The sequence below is a fragment of the Novosphingobium sp. BF6 genome, from assembly GCF_058273105.1.
Map to the genome: position 1 here is coordinate 14,097 of NZ_CM177775.1, position 13,904 is coordinate 28,000.

At 65.3% G+C, this 13,904-nt stretch carries 15 protein-coding genes; 7 read left to right on the top strand and 8 right to left on the bottom strand.

What is annotated here, in order from left to right; translation table 11 throughout:
* Positions 1 to 7: 7 nt before the first annotated feature.
* From yidC to rpmH, 4 genes are all read right to left on the bottom strand, one after another.
* Complete coding sequence (gene yidC, locus AC4D6D_RS00085) at positions 8 to 1,771, bottom strand: membrane protein insertase YidC (protein ID WP_491326005.1); 1,764 nt, start codon at positions 1,769 to 1,771, stop codon at positions 8 to 10.
* Between the two features lie 58 nt (positions 1,772 to 1,829).
* Positions 1,830 to 2,075, bottom strand: coding sequence for a membrane protein insertion efficiency factor YidD (gene yidD / locus AC4D6D_RS00090; protein ID WP_442947290.1), 246 nt, complete (start codon positions 2,073 to 2,075; stop codon positions 1,830 to 1,832).
* Positions 2,072 to 2,518, bottom strand: a complete 447-nt coding sequence (rnpA, locus tag AC4D6D_RS00095) for a ribonuclease P protein component (protein WP_491326006.1) — start codon at positions 2,516 to 2,518, stop codon at positions 2,072 to 2,074. The genes yidD and rnpA overlap by 4 nt, the downstream gene beginning before the upstream one ends.
* Positions 2,519 to 2,700: 182 nt before the next feature.
* Entirely contained in the window at positions 2,701 to 2,835 is a 135-nt protein-coding gene (gene rpmH / locus AC4D6D_RS00100) for a 50S ribosomal protein L34 (protein ID WP_086494189.1), read from the bottom strand.
* Positions 2,836 to 3,152: 317 nt separating this feature from the next.
* Between rpmH and AC4D6D_RS00105 the strand changes: the two genes are divergently transcribed.
* Positions 3,153 to 3,395, top strand: a complete 243-nt coding sequence (locus AC4D6D_RS00105; RefSeq protein WP_147221648.1) for a hypothetical protein — start codon at positions 3,153 to 3,155, stop codon at positions 3,393 to 3,395.
* Here AC4D6D_RS00105 and AC4D6D_RS00110 read toward each other — a convergent pair.
* Positions 3,337 to 4,158 (bottom strand): alpha/beta hydrolase, encoded by an 822-nt coding sequence (locus AC4D6D_RS00110; protein ID WP_491327262.1) that lies wholly within the window; start codon positions 4,156 to 4,158, stop codon positions 3,337 to 3,339. The genes AC4D6D_RS00105 and AC4D6D_RS00110 overlap by 59 nt on opposite strands.
* A 158-nt stretch (positions 4,159 to 4,316) precedes the next feature.
* Between AC4D6D_RS00110 and AC4D6D_RS00115 the strand changes: the two genes are divergently transcribed.
* The gene (locus tag AC4D6D_RS00115) at positions 4,317 to 5,825 is read left to right on the top strand and encodes a YifB family Mg chelatase-like AAA ATPase (RefSeq protein ID WP_491326007.1); all 1,509 of its coding nucleotides are present in this window, start codon (positions 4,317 to 4,319) and stop codon (positions 5,823 to 5,825) included.
* A gap of 16 nt (positions 5,826 to 5,841) precedes the next feature.
* Here the strand turns inward: AC4D6D_RS00115 and AC4D6D_RS00120 are convergent, their stop codons facing one another.
* Positions 5,842 to 6,324 (bottom strand): hypothetical protein, encoded by a 483-nt coding sequence (locus AC4D6D_RS00120; RefSeq protein WP_491326008.1) that lies wholly within the window; start codon positions 6,322 to 6,324, stop codon positions 5,842 to 5,844.
* Between the two features lie 62 nt (positions 6,325 to 6,386).
* Here AC4D6D_RS00120 and AC4D6D_RS00125 point away from each other — a divergent pair, with 62 nt between their 5' ends.
* Both AC4D6D_RS00125 and AC4D6D_RS00130 read left to right on the top strand, forming a co-directional pair.
* Entirely contained in the window at positions 6,387 to 7,352 is a 966-nt protein-coding gene (locus AC4D6D_RS00125) for a hypothetical protein (protein WP_491326009.1), read from the top strand.
* An 80-nt stretch (positions 7,353 to 7,432) separates the two neighbouring features.
* Positions 7,433 to 8,332, top strand: a complete 900-nt coding sequence (locus AC4D6D_RS00130; protein WP_491326010.1) for an EamA family transporter — start codon at positions 7,433 to 7,435, stop codon at positions 8,330 to 8,332.
* On the opposite strand, the gene AC4D6D_RS00135 is transcribed toward AC4D6D_RS00130, so the two are convergent.
* Entirely contained in the window at positions 8,329 to 9,054 is a 726-nt protein-coding gene (locus AC4D6D_RS00135) for an alpha/beta hydrolase (protein ID WP_491326011.1), read from the bottom strand. The genes AC4D6D_RS00130 and AC4D6D_RS00135 overlap by 4 nt on opposite strands.
* Before the next feature lie 45 nt (positions 9,055 to 9,099).
* Positions 9,100 to 9,639, bottom strand: a complete 540-nt coding sequence (locus AC4D6D_RS00140; protein WP_147221657.1) for a DUF3617 domain-containing protein — start codon at positions 9,637 to 9,639, stop codon at positions 9,100 to 9,102.
* A gap of 119 nt (positions 9,640 to 9,758) precedes the next feature.
* Between AC4D6D_RS00140 and uvrB the strand changes: the two genes are divergently transcribed.
* The 3 genes from uvrB (at position 9,759) to AC4D6D_RS00155 (ending at position 13,745) form a co-directional block, all read left to right on the top strand.
* On the top strand, positions 9,759 to 11,945 hold the full coding sequence (gene uvrB, locus AC4D6D_RS00145; RefSeq protein ID WP_491326012.1) for an excinuclease ABC subunit UvrB: 2,187 nt from the start codon (positions 9,759 to 9,761) through the stop codon (positions 11,943 to 11,945).
* A gap of 69 nt (positions 11,946 to 12,014) precedes the next feature.
* Complete coding sequence (locus AC4D6D_RS00150) at positions 12,015 to 12,428, top strand: DUF4279 domain-containing protein (RefSeq protein ID WP_491326013.1); 414 nt, start codon at positions 12,015 to 12,017, stop codon at positions 12,426 to 12,428.
* A gap of 195 nt (positions 12,429 to 12,623) precedes the next feature.
* On the top strand, positions 12,624 to 13,745 hold the full coding sequence (locus tag AC4D6D_RS00155; protein ID WP_491326014.1) for a helix-turn-helix transcriptional regulator: 1,122 nt from the start codon (positions 12,624 to 12,626) through the stop codon (positions 13,743 to 13,745).
* Positions 13,746 to 13,904 lie beyond the last annotated feature (159 nt).

The window sequence follows — 13,904 nt, forward strand, 5'->3', positions numbered from 1 at the left end:
ATATGTCTCAGGCCTTGCTCTTGCCGCGCTCGGCGGCGCGCGCCTTGTCCTGCGCTTCCTTCTCGGCCATCGCCTTGAGCTGCGGATGGCGGCTGTAGAGGAACTTCTGCTGGGCGATGGTCAGCAGGTTCGAGGTGATCCAGTAGACCAGCAGGCCCGAGGCGAACGGCGCCATGATGAACATCATGAACCAGGGCATCAGCGCGAAGACCTGCTGCTGCGCCGGGTCCATCTGGGCCGGGTTCAGCTTGAACTGCAGGTACATCGTCACGCCGAGCAGCAGGGCCAGCACGCCGATCGCCAGGAAGCTGGGCGGCGTGAACGGCAGCAGGCCGAACAGGTTCAGGATGTGCAGCGGATCGGGGGCGGAAAGGTCCTTGATCCAGAACACGAAGGGCTGGTGGCGCATCTCGATCGCCAGCATCAGCACCTTGTAGAGCGCGAAGAACACCGGGATCTGGAGGAACATCGGCAGGCAGCCGGCGAGCGGGTTCACCTTCTCCTGCTTGTAGAGCGCCATGATCTCAAGCTGCTGCTTCTGCTTGTCGTCCTTGTAGCGCTCCTGGATCGCCTTCATCTTCGGCTGGATCGCACGCATCGCGGCCATCGAGGCGAAGCCGCGCTGGGCGACCGGGAACATGATGCCGCGCACGATCGCGGTCAGCAGGATGATGGCGACGCCGAAGTTGCCGACGAGGCTGAACAGCTTGGTCAGCAGCCAGAAGATCGGCTTTTCGAACCAGCGGAACCAGCCCCAGTCGATGGCCAGGCCGAAGTTGGCGATGCCCTGCGCTTCATAGGCATCGAGCACCTTGTGCTCCTTGGCGCCGGCGAAGAGCTTGGTCTCGCGGGTCAGGGCCTGGCCCGGCTGGACCACCGACTTGTCGTAGACGACGTCGGCGCGGAAGATGCCGTTACCCTGCGAGCGGAATGCGCCCTGGGCCTTGGCATTGACGGGGATGACGGCCGACATCCAGTAGACGTCGGTGAAGCCGATCCAGTCGGCATTGCCCGGCTGCGGCATCGTGCCGTCCTTGGCGAGGGTTTCGTACTTGGGACCGAAGGTAACCGAGCCGTCGAAGGCGCCGATACCGCCGGTGCGCAGCGTCCAGGCATAGGCGGCGGCGGTGCGGTCGGTGCGGTTGACCAGCGCGAAGGGCTGGACCGCGACCGCGCCGGTCCCGCGGTTCTGGATCTGCTGGTCGGCGGTGATCAGGTAGTTGTCGTCGACCTTGAAGGTGATCGAGAAGATCTGGCCCTTGCCGTTGTCCCAAGTGAGGACGACGGGCGTGGACGGCGTGAGCTTCGCGCCCTGCGGCGCGGTCCAGACCGTCTGCGCGGTCGGCGCGGCGATGCTTTCGCCGACCCAGCCGAACTGGGCATACTGCTGCGCCGGGGTGCCCGAGGGCGAAAACATGCGGACCGGGCCGGAGTTCTTCTCCACGGTCTCGCGGTGACGGTTGAGCACGAGATCGTCGAGGAGCGCGCCGGTCAGGTTGATCGAGCCGGAGACGCCGGGGGCGACGATGGCAACGCGGCCGGGGGCGGCAAGCGCGGTCTTGAGATCCTGCTGCTCCAGCGCCAGGTCGGCGGCGTCGCGCAGGCCGCCTTCGCGAGTTGGCTTGCTGGCGGAATCCGATGCCGGAGCGGCCTGTTCGACCGGCTGCGGCTTGTTCGCCTGCGGATAGAAATACCCGACCCCGGCTTCCCAGCCGAAGAGCACGAGCGCGGTCAGAACGACCGCGATTATGATGTTGCGCTGCTTATCCACGAAGGCTTTTTCCTGTCGTATTCGCGTCAGTGGCAGCGACTTGGCTGCCCGATTTCATTCAGTCGGGGACCGGATCATAGCCGTGCCCGCCCCACGGTTGGCAGCGCAATATACGCTTGAACGCCAGCCAGCCACCCTTAATCGCACCGTGCTTGCGGACCGCTATGATGGCGTACTGCGAGCAGGACGGGGCATAGCGGCAGGTCGGCGGCATCAGTTTCGAGGGACCGAGCTGCCAGGCCCGCGCCACCAGAATCAGCAGAAGCCCCGGCAGCGAGACGAGGAAGGCGAGCGCCTTCTTCATGCCCCTGCCTTCGGGCCCGCCGGCTTCGCAGCGCCGCTCTTTGCAGAACCGCTCTTGCCGCCCGGCCCACGCTTGCGCCCGCGATGATTGCGCGGCGGATCGCCTTTTCCCGCCTGGGCGCGGCCCAGCGCGGCCAGGAGTTCGTCGCGCAGCAGGGTGAAGTCGCGCTCGACGCCGTTCTCGCGGCCGATCAGGACGTGGTCGGTATCGGCAAGCCCGTGCTCCGGCAGCATCTCGCGCAGCAGTGCCCGAAAGCGCCGCTTCATGCGGTTGCGCACCACGGCATTGCCGATCTTCTTGGTGACGGTGATACCGACGCGCATGCCCTGCCCGCCGTTCGCCTTGGCAAGCAGCACGAATCCGGGCCGCGCGACCCGTAGGCCGGCGTTGGCCGCGACGAAGTCGGCCCGCTTCGTCATCGTGGAGTAAGGGCTGGCGGTCATCGCGTCAGAGATAGTGTCGGCAGCCCGGACTGCAATTGGCGCAAGTCACGAAAACCGCAGACCCAAAACGGCGGCGGCCCGTGCCGCCACCCGAATCCCCGAGGCACGGGAACTCGGATGGCGACACGGGCCGCGTGCCGCATCCCAGCCCAAATCCGGTTAAGGATTCGGGCTTGAAAGACTTAGGCCGAAAGCTTCGAACGGCCGCGAGCGCGGCGCGCACGAAGCACCTTGCGGCCACCGACAGTCGCCGTACGGGCGCGGAAGCCGTGACGGCGGGCGCGAACAAGGCGGCTGGGCTGGAAAGTGCGCTTCATGACGGTCCTCGAAATTCAAATGCGGCCCCGGAGGACCCGAACAAACAGGGCCGCCCCAAGAGGTCGACCGCAAAACTGAAGCGCGCCGTTACGAGAGCGGGGCGCCAGAGTCAAGGGAAAGCCGTTTCACTGGCACTCGGGAAACGCATTCCCTGCCGCAAGATGGACACACCGATGCTCCGTGCCCATGCGAGTACCCCCAATGCCCCGCCGCGTCCACCCGAGCGCTCCCGAACGAACGACACAGCTTATGCTAACCTCGCGCCAAAGCCCGTTTCCGGCAGCGCAGAAGCAATCAGGGTGAACTTGGCGAATCGATGACGAAGGACGAGCGAATCGGTGTGCTGGTGGGATGGTCTTCGCGCGACCTCGGCCCCAACGTGATGCTGGAACTCCAGACCTTCGAGCGGGATAGCTGGGACGCGGGCGAGGAACCCGATACCTCGCGATTCTTCCTGACGCGGAACCAGGCGACGCTCTTGGCGAATCACCTGCTGCAGGTCAGCGGCGCGCAGCGACCGCCAAGACGCAGGGGCTGGCTGGCCGGGCTGTTCGGATAGACCCACAGGCGTCGAGCCGGTCGAGCGAAACCCAACGCGCCATTTCCGCGCCGTCGAACCAGCGCGCCGATTCGAACGGGACCGCGTTGGTCATGCCGTAGAAGGCCGAGGCCTCGGCCTCGCTCATGCCCATCTGCCGGTAATAATCGAGATAGCGGCGATTCTCGGGCGAATTCGCAGCGTAGTCGCGCGGCGACCGGCCGGTATCGTCCAGCCAGGCATGGACCGCGAACTCCGAGCCGGGATCGGCGTAGCGACGCACTCCGGCCAGGAACAGTTCGACCGCACCCGACCGCACCGAACCGCCGGTCGGCACATGGGTGGCGATGCCCCGCTCGCGAATCAGCCGTCCCAGCCGCAGATTGGCGAGATCGTCCTCGGTGCCGGGGCACTCGATCATCTCAAGCTGGGCGATGCCCGGATAGTCGCGCAGGAGTGCCGCGAACTGCGCCGGACTGCGCGAATCGGTGGCATCGACCAGCGCAGCATGGGTGGCATCGATCACGCGAAACGGTCCGTATGAGGCGATCCCGCGCGGAATGGCCGCCGGGCCGCTCTGCCAGAAGGCGGCCTGCGCCAGACCGGCACGATCGGTCTCGATCCCGGCCTGTTCGACGTAACTGGGATCGGCCAGCCCCGGATCGCCTTCGACGACGCCCGACTCCATTTCCACCAGCTCGTAGGAAATCCTGCCATCCGCGGCCTGCGCGGGCAGGACTGGAAGCAGGGTCGCCAGAGCGAGAAGAGTGGCAAGCGAACGCATATCCACAGGATGCGACCCATCTGCTTACACAAGTCGTTAGAGCTAAGGTTAAAAGACTTTAACCTTCTGGACAACGAGAAATACTTGAGTTTAGTTGTGTTATCTAACGTGATTGTCCAAATACAAATACAAATACGAATAGGCAAGGAACAGCCTTCGTGGTCGCCCTCGTTTCAACCGTCGCCTACTTGGGATTGGAAGCACGCGCGGTTGAAGTCCAGTGTCAGGTTGCCCCCGGAATGCCGGGGTTCGCGCTCGTCGGCCTGCCGGACAAAGCCGTCGGGGAGAGTCGCCAGCGGGTAAGTGCCGCGCTAACCGCAATGGGTCTGGCACTGCCGCCCAAGCGGATCACGATCAACCTCTCTCCGGCGGACCTGCCCAAGGAAGGCTCGCATTACGACCTGCCGGTCGCGCTCGCCCTGCTGGCGGCGATGGGGATCGTCGATTCGGAGGAACTGGCGGATTTCATCGCGGTGGGCGAACTGGCGCTGGACGGCCGGGTAATCCCCTCTCCCGGCGTCCTGCTCGCGGCGCTCCACGCCAGCGAACGCGACCTCGGACTGATCTGTCCGGCGGCGCAAGGCAGCGAGGCGCGCTGGGCCAGCGGCGTGCCGGTAGTGGCAACGCCGAACCTCATCAGCCTGCTCAACCACCTGAAGGGCACGCAAGTGCTGCCGCCGCCCCAGCCGGGCCGCGCCGACCCGCCCGAACGCGGCCCCGACCTGCGGCAGGTGAAAGGCCAGGAAGTCGCCCGCCGCGCGCTGGAGATCGCCGCCGCCGGATCGCACAACCTGCTGATGAGCGGGCCTCCGGGCGCGGGGAAGTCGCTGCTCGCCTCCTGCCTGCCCGGCATCCTGCCCGAACTCACCGCTGCCGAGGCACTGGAAGTCTCGATGATCGCCTCGGTCGCCGGAACCCTGGAGGAAGGCCGGATCAGCCGCGCCCGCCCGTTTCGCGCGCCGCACCATTCCGCCTCGATGGCAGCACTGACCGGGGGCGGCCTCAAGGTGCGGCCCGGCGAAGTCTCGATGGCGCACCTCGGCGTGCTGTTCCTCGACGAACTGCCGGAATTCCAGCGCGCCGTGCTCGATTCGCTGCGCCAGCCGCTGGAAACCGGCGAAGTCACCGTCGCCCGCGCCAATGCCCACCTGACCTATCCCGCGCGGGTCCAGCTGATCGCCGCGATGAACCCGTGCCGCTGCGGCTTCCTCGGCGATCCGACCCTCGCCTGCTCGCGCGTGCCGAAATGCGCGGCGGACTATCAGGGCAAAGTCTCCGGCCCACTCCTCGACCGGATCGACCTGCACGTCGAAGTCGACCCGGTGCGCGCCGTCGATCTCGCGCTGCCGCCGCCCAGGGAAGGCAGCGCCGAAGTCGCCGCCCGCGTCGCCCGCGCCCGCCTGATCCAGACCGCGCGGCTGGAAGGCACCCGAAAACGCACCAATGCCGAACTCGACGGCGACCTCCTCGAAACCCACGCGACACCGGACGAGGCGGGGCGGAAACTGCTGATGCAGGCGGCGGAGGCGATGCACCTCTCGGCCCGCGGCTATACCCGCATCCTGCGCGTCGCCCGCACGATCGCCGACCTCGCCGGAATGGAGCAAGTCACGCGCATCCATGTCGCGGAGGCGCTTAGCTACCGCAGACGGCCTCCAAGCGGTTGATCGGGTTCGGCACCGCTCATTCGTAAGCGCGGTACGCGCGTTCTCCTTCAGTCCGCAGATCGTCCAGAGTCTTGCCAGCGCCCGGCATGATGTAGGCCTTTGCCGGTCCGGAATCTTTCGCACAAAGCGCGGGGCTGCCCTCCGCGCCGAAGCGCAAGAGGTTGTATCCGCCAAGCCCATTGCGCCGGAGCCACCACCGCCGGTGCCCCAGATCCCTACGGTAGGACGTGTGCAACATCCCCATGACCTGCAAGCGCCCCCTCGGCACATCGCCTATCAGACTGCGCCTGACTTCAAGGTCCAGAAACCAGGGCCAGACCGTGATGATGCAGTCCTCACCGCATTCCGGGGCCACGCTGGGTATCTGCTTGACGATTCGTGCCGTCACGACCGCGTCGTAACAGTTCGGCACATCTTCGAACGGCTCGTTCGCCAGCGCGCTCGGAACGGCCACGGCAAGAAGCGTGATCGCACAAAGGGTCGGCATGACGAGCGTCATGGCTGAATGCTGCCGAGGATGAGATCCCAACTCAAGATTAAACATCTGCAACCTCAGCCAAAATGGCTTCATCTATCCTTTATGACGACGCGATTGCCGCGCAGGATCGGGTCATGCCCCTGATCCCGTCGATCCTGCTTGCCGCTCCAGTTCTTACCTACGCCGCAGCGGCGCCTTCGCCCTCGACTCCTGCCCAGGAGCCATGCGCCTTGCCAGAAGGCTGGTCGGAAGTCGCCAGCCGTCAGCCACGCTATGTCGTTTTCGGGGAACTTCACGGGACGCAAGAGAGCCCCGCATTCATCGGCAATCTGGCCTGCGCGCTGGCCTCGCAAAAGCAACGGGTCCTCGTCAGCATCGAGTTGGATCCTACCGCCAATGTCGCTTTGCAAGACGCATGGAAACTGCCACCCGGTCAATTCGGCCCGGCCCTTGTCCGTGCAGGTTGGCAGGCTCGACAGGACGGTGTTGCCAGCCAGGCCATGTTCACCTTGCTGGTCCGGCTGCACGGATTGAAGGAAGCGGGCCTGCCTATTGCCGTAGTCGCATTCGACAGCGACGGCGCTCAGGAGAAGCGGTTTTCCGATCTTGCCGGAGGAGGCCCACGCGAAGCGGTGCAGGCGGAAAACATCCATGAGGCGGCAACCCGCGGTAGTTACGATCAGGTGCTGGTCCTGACCGGCAACGCCCATGCCAGAAAGTCGCGCTATGGAGAGGGCGCGGCAAGCTTTGACTTCATGGCCGCACGACTCGCTTCACATGCCCCGGTCGTCAGCCTCGATATCCGTTACGCAGCGGGAACCGCGTGGTATTGCCAGGTCAAGCAGGGTTTGCATTTGGAACCCGGACAAAAGATTCCAAAAGATGCCATCGAATGCGGCAACCATCCCGCCAATAGCGAGATCGATCTGAAACGCGCACCTTTCATCGGCCTCGGCGCCTTTCCGGGCAAAGAGCCGGACCCCCGCTACGACGGCTTTTTCTGGCTCGGCCCGATCAGCGGCTCGGCACCGCAATTGCCGGGCAGTTAGGCGACCACGCGGTTCGGAGGCGAACACCACTTCTTACGAACCTCTTGCCCCGCGCAGCCGCCAAGGGCATCGCGCGGGGCATGACCGCGACGTCCTGCTCTTCAACCAACGACCGCACGGCCCTGCTCGCTGGCCTTTCCATCGTCGTGGCGCAGGCCTCGATCAACCTCGGCGCAGCTTTCGCCAAGAGCCTGTTTCCCCTTGTCGGTCCGGAAGGCGTCGCGGCGCTGCGCACGACGATCTCGGCGGTGATCCTGCTCGCCATCGCCCGGCCCTGGCGTAGCCGGATCACGGCACGGCAACTGCGCTGGCTGCTGGTCTACGGCCTCGTGCTGGGCGGCATGAACCTGATGATCTACTGGGCATTCCGCCGCATCCCGATCGGCATCGGCGTCGCCATCGAAATCTGCGGGCCGCTCGGCGTGGTCTTCGCCACCTCGCGTTCGGTGCGCGACTTCCTCTGGCTTGCGCTGGCGCTCGGCGGACTCGCTCTGCTGATCCCCTGGCCCGGCCGCGCCCAGCCGCTGGACCTTGCCGGGATCGCCTTCGCCCTTGGCGCGGCGGCCTGCTGGGCGCTCTACATCCTCTGCGGCAAGCGCGCCTCAGAAGTCGGCAGCACGACGGCGGTTTCGCTGGGCATGACGGTGGCCTGCCTCGTCACCGTGCCATTCGGCCTCGCCTCGGCCCCGGCGAGCCTGCCGCTTCATGCGCTCGGCCTCGGCCTCGTCGTCGCGCTGCTGTCGAGCGCCCTGCCCTATATGCTGGAGATGCGCGCGATGACGCAGCTTTCCAGCCGGATCGTCGGCCTGCTCAGTTCGATGGCGCCTGCCCTCGGTGCCATCGTCGGGTACTTCGTGCTGGGTGAGCGGCTGACCGCATTGCAATGGCTGGCCGTGGCCATGATGATCGCGGCCAGCGCCGGTTGCTCGCTCGGCGCCAAGGGGCCGGTCGGCAAAGCCCGCGACGATGTGATTGCCTAACCTTCGATATCGAGCTGCCGCAGCACTTCAGCGATCACCCGCGGATCGCTGGCGAAACCGAGGTGCGAGCAGCGGATCGCCACTGCCCGGTCGCGCTCATGCGCCCAGCCGCAAGCCGAGCGCGGGTGGATCACTCCGTCGCGCGGGCTCCACAAGGCGATCGTCGGCACCGGCGGTTTCTCGGAGAAATCGCAGTCGATCGGCGGCGCATGCACCGAGTGTCCGGTGACGACCTGATAGGCCCGCCAGGCGTTGTTGGCGCGCGGATCGCCGGAAAACGGCGTGCCCATCGTCACCACTTTGCCGACGCTGGCAGGCTGGCGCCGGGCGATCTCGCGCGCGAACAGGCCGCCGAGACTCCAGCCGACCAGCGTGACCGGCGCCCGGTGCCGCCGCGCCAGCGACCCGACCCGGCGCATCAGGAATTCGAAGTTCTCCCGGTTCGGCCCGAAATTGAAGCCGAGGCCCCATTCGTGGACCTCGTGCCCGGCCTGAGCCAGCGCCTCGGCCATCGGCCGCATCCGGTTGGGATGCGCGCCGAAGCCCGGCAGCAGCATGACCGGCTGGGGATGAAGCGCCCGCTCTATCCCCAGCAGCTTGCGCCCACCGCGCCGCAACGAGGCGAGTTCGGCGAAGAACAGGCGCAAGGGCGGCTTGCGCACCCCTTCCGGATGCGGCTCGCGCGCCAGCGCCGCGCGGCGCGCGATGGCGCTGCGCATCATGTCTAGCTGTCGCGGGGCCGGTCCGTTCACGTCAGTCTTTCAACCTCAAGGACAATCGCCGACCCGCGAGGTGGTCAGGTGCATTGCCATCTTCATCTGTCCCATCGGTGCGGGACCGCCGGACATGTCCATGTCCACATTGATATCCGAGCCCTGCTCGCTCACGGTGCCGGCCAGCTTGATGCTCGCCTGCCCCTGTTCGTTGGACTTGCAATCCATCTGGGCATCGAGTCTGCCGCCATCAACGTCGAAGCGCGAATAAGTGCATTCGCGACCCTTGCCGATATCGTCGAACATGTCGCGGTAGCCCTTGTCCGCTTCGGCCTTGGTCAGGCAGAAGGTGTTGACCTGCCCCTGGGTCATCGCGGTCTTCATCTGGGCGGCGGCCTCGCTGGAGAGGCCCGGCATGTCCATCTTCGTGATCTCGACCTTCTGGGTGTACTGCCCCGGCTTCGGGCGCTGAAGCTGCGCGGCTTCCTGCTTCACGTCGTCCATCGACCTGGCTTCGCCGCTCTTCTGCTCTTTCGAGCAGGCTGCCAAAGCCAGCACCAGACATACCACCGAAACCGCCGTGATCCGCTTCATAGAATCGAGACCTTTCGCACCGAGTTGAAGGGCAGACGAAGTACCATCGACGGCCCCTTCCCGCGAGTCCTCACCTCGAGTCATTGCGGGCGCGGGCGATATACCCCATATGTTCTCGCATGGCAGAGCTGATCATCCGCCGGGGCCTTGAGGAACCGGATACCTCGGGCACGTTCGTCCCCCACAAACCCGCACGCCCCGACAAGTCGATGCCGGGCAGGCCGTTCAAGGTCGTTTCCGAATACGAACCCAACGGCGACCAGCCGACCGCCATCGCCGATCTCGTCTCCACGGCGGGGGACGGCGAGAAGACGCAGGTGCTGCTGGGCGTCACCGGCTCGGGCAAGACCTTCACCATGGCCAAGGTGATCGAGGAACTGCAACGCCCGGCGCTGATCCTGGCACCGAACAAGATCCTTGCCGCGCAGCTCTATGCCGAGATGAAGGACTTCTTCCCGGAAAACGCGGTCGAGTACTTCGTCTCCTACTACGATTACTACCAGCCGGAGGCCTATGTCGCCCGGTCGGACACCTACATCGAGAAGGAAAGCTCGGTGAACGAGGCGATCGACCGCATGCGCCACTCGGCCACGCGGGCGCTGCTGGAGCGGGACGACGTGATCATCGTCGCCTCGGTATCGTGCCTCTACGGCATCGGTTCGGTCGAGACGTACTCGGCGATGATCTTCGACCTCAAGACCGGCGACACGCAGGACCAGCGCGAGATCATCCGCAAGCTCGTCGCACTCCAGTACAAGCGCAACGACGCGGCCTTCACGCGCGGCACTTTCCGCGTGCGCGGGGACAATCTGGAACTGTTCCCCTCGCACCTTGAGGACACCGCCTGGCGCATCTCGTTCTTCGGCGACGAGATCGAGGAGATTGCCGAGTTCGATCCGCTCACCGGCAAGAAGGGCTCCGCACTCGAAAAGGTGCGGGTCTATGCGAACTCGCACTACGTGACGCCGGGACCGACGATGAAGCAGGCGAGCGAGGCGATCCGCTTCGAGCTGACCGAGCGCCTCAAGGAACTGGAAGCAGAGGGCCGTCTGCTGGAAGCACAGCGGCTGGAGCAGCGTACCAATTTCGACCTCGAAATGATCGCGGCCACCGGCTCTTGCGCGGGAATCGAGAATTATTCGCGCTTCCTCACCGGCCGCCTGCCGGGCGAGCCGCCGCCGACGCTGTTCGAATACCTGCCAGACAATGCCCTGCTCTTCGTGGACGAAAGCCATCAGACAGTGCCGCAGATCGGCGCGATGTCGAAGGGCGACCACCGCCGCAAGATCACGCTGGCCGAATACGGCTTCCGCCTGCCCAGTTGCATCGACAACCGCCCGCTGCGCTTCAACGAGTGGGACGCGATGCGCCCGCAGACCATCGCCGTCTCGGCCACGCCCGGCCACTGGGAAATGGACGAAGCGGGCGGCGTCTTTGCCGAACAGGTGATCCGCCCCACCGGCCTGATCGATCCGCCGGTGGAAATCCGCCCGGTCGAGGACCAGGTGCAGGACTGCATCGTCGAGTGCAAGACGACGGCGGAGCGCGGCTATCGCACCCTCGTCACCACGCTCACCAAGCGCATGGCGGAGGACCTCACCGAGTTCATGCACGAAGCCGGGGTGCGCGTGCGCTACATGCACAGCGATGTCGAAACGCTGGAGCGCATCGAACTGATCCGCGATCTGCGCATGGGCGTCTACGACGTGCTGGTGGGCATCAACCTCTTGCGCGAAGGCCTCGATATTCCCGAGTGCGGCCTCGTCTGCATCCTCGATGCCGACAAGGAAGGTTTCCTGCGCAGCGAGACATCGCTGATCCAGACCATCGGCCGCGCCGCGCGCAACGTGGATGGCCGCGTGATCCTCTACGCCGACCGCATGACCGGATCGATGGAGCGCGCCATCGCCGAAACCGATCGCCGCCGCGCCCGCCAGGAAGAGTACAACGCCGAGCACGGCATTACCCCGCAGACGATCAAGCGCCGCATCGCCGATATCGTCGCGGATACCGCCAGCCGCGACGGCGTGCTGGTGGACATCGACGCGGAAGGCCAGAACAACCTCGTCGGCCACAACTTGCGCGCGTATATCGAGGAACTCGAACAGAAGATGCGCAATGCCGCCGCCGACCTCGAATTCGAGGAAGCCGGTCGTCTGCGCGACGAGATCCGGCGCCTGGAAGCCAGCGAACTCGGCATTCCCGACGACCACAAGAAGGCGCCGATCGTCGGCCGCAGCAACGAGGGCAAGCCGGGGACGCGGAAGACGCGTTATGGAAAATCGCAAAGGAAGTTTGGCCGATAGCCTCCCGTTGGGAAAGCGCCCTGCCGAATCCATTTGCCAACGCCGGAATTGTCCGCGACCTTCCTGTCGATGCTGACAAATACCACGGCGGGATTCAGGGTTATGGGGGACGACCTCGACCCTGTCGAAATCACGCAACTCCTCAAGGTCGTCCCCAGCAGCAGTCATGTGAAAGGGGAATTGGTACGCAAAGACCGGGAGGCCCGCTATCGGACGGGTGGTTGGCATCTTCGCGCCCCGGATAGCGATGAGGGAGATCTCGATGGCCAAATCGAAGGTCTTCTGGCGCAATTCCCCGATGATCCTGCCTTGTGGGCGCACCTTTCGAACCGCTTTCGTCTCGATATGTTCTGCGGCGTATTTTTCGAAGGTTATCAGGGTGGGCTTGAGCTTGACCCGGAAACTATTCTGGCGCTCGGCAAACGAGGCATAAAGCTAGGGCTCGATCTCTATTCCTACTTTGGTGAAGACGACGAAAGATAGCATCGACGGCTATCAAGAAAATGCCCGAGACCTGTCGAAACAGGCCTCGGGCAAGTGTCAGGATGGCTTGTCGCCGATCCCTCGGGTCGCGAATCCGTTCTGAACCCGTTTCGGATCAGTGGCATACCACGTTCATGGTAATTCACGCCCAGCCACGTTTCATAACAGTACTTGTTAAGCACGAAATGTGCCCCCATGACTGGGTTCGTGGGCAAAAGTGGGGACGAATCCGAAACGGAGCGGCTGGCCGCCCTGTTCGCACGCGCGCCTTTCGAGGAGGCGGGCTGGGACCGGGCGCTGAAGACGCTGGCGAGCATGACCGGCTCCTCCCGGGCGCAGCTGCTCGCGCTGGGCGATCGCCACACGGCCTTTAACTGGGTTACTGACGGCGACCAGATCTTCCTCTCCGAATTCGAAGCGATCGGCGGCTATCGGCCCGACGTGAACTATCGCGTCGCCGCGACGCGGCCGCCGCTCGAACTGTCCTGGGAAGTGCACTACGCCGCCGCACGTGCCGTCTCCACCAATGAGGCCTACCTCGACTATGTGCGGCGGCACGAGGCGGAGTTCGGCGTTCAGATGGTGCTGAGCCAGCGCCCCGGCGTGATGTTCGGCCTTGCCGCCCTCCACGGCGGCAGCGACGGCGCGACCACCGAAGTCCAGCGCGAGGTGTTCCGGCGGATCGGCCCGACCGTTCTCGATGCGATCCGGCTCCAGGACGCCATCGAGCACCAGGGCGCCGCCCTGCTGCAAGGCTCGCTCGAATCGATCAGCAGCGCGGCGATCCTGCTCGATGCGGTGGGCAAGGTCTGCGGCATGACCTCGGCGGCGCAGGCCCTGCTCGGACGCTCGACGCTTCAGGTCCGCGCCGGTGCACTTCACGCCGTGCGGCACGATATCGACTTCCTGCTCCAGAGCCGCATCGCCGCCGCACTCGACGGTTCGATCATCGGCCCCGCCGACCTCTGGCTGCGGACCGAGGACACGCTCATCCTCCTCGACGTGCGCACCCTGCCCCGTCACGACTGGACCTTCGGCTTCTCGCCCCGGGCCATCGTCACCCTGCGCACGCCGCTGGCCCCGAACCTATTCCCCGCCCGGCGACTGGCGGAGGCGATGAAGCTGACCGGCGCCGAAGCCGAAGTCGTCGCCTTGCTCACACAGGGACACTCCCGCAAGACCGTCGCACAGATGCGCGGCGTCAGCGTCCAGACCGTCGTCGCCCAGCTCCGCACGATCTTTCAGAAATGCGGCGTCAACCGCGAGGCGGAACTCGTGGCCATCGCCAGAACCGTCATAGAAATGGCCTCTCGGTAAGGTTTGTTCGGAAAATGCCCTCTCGGGCATTTTCGTAGCGGCACCGGCCCTCTCCCCCACCCGACCTCCCAGCGATAGTACCCTATGGGAGGTCGGGTGGGGGAGAGGGCCGGTGCCGCCGAAATCCGCCTGCGGCGGATTTCCAAACAAGCTATCTGT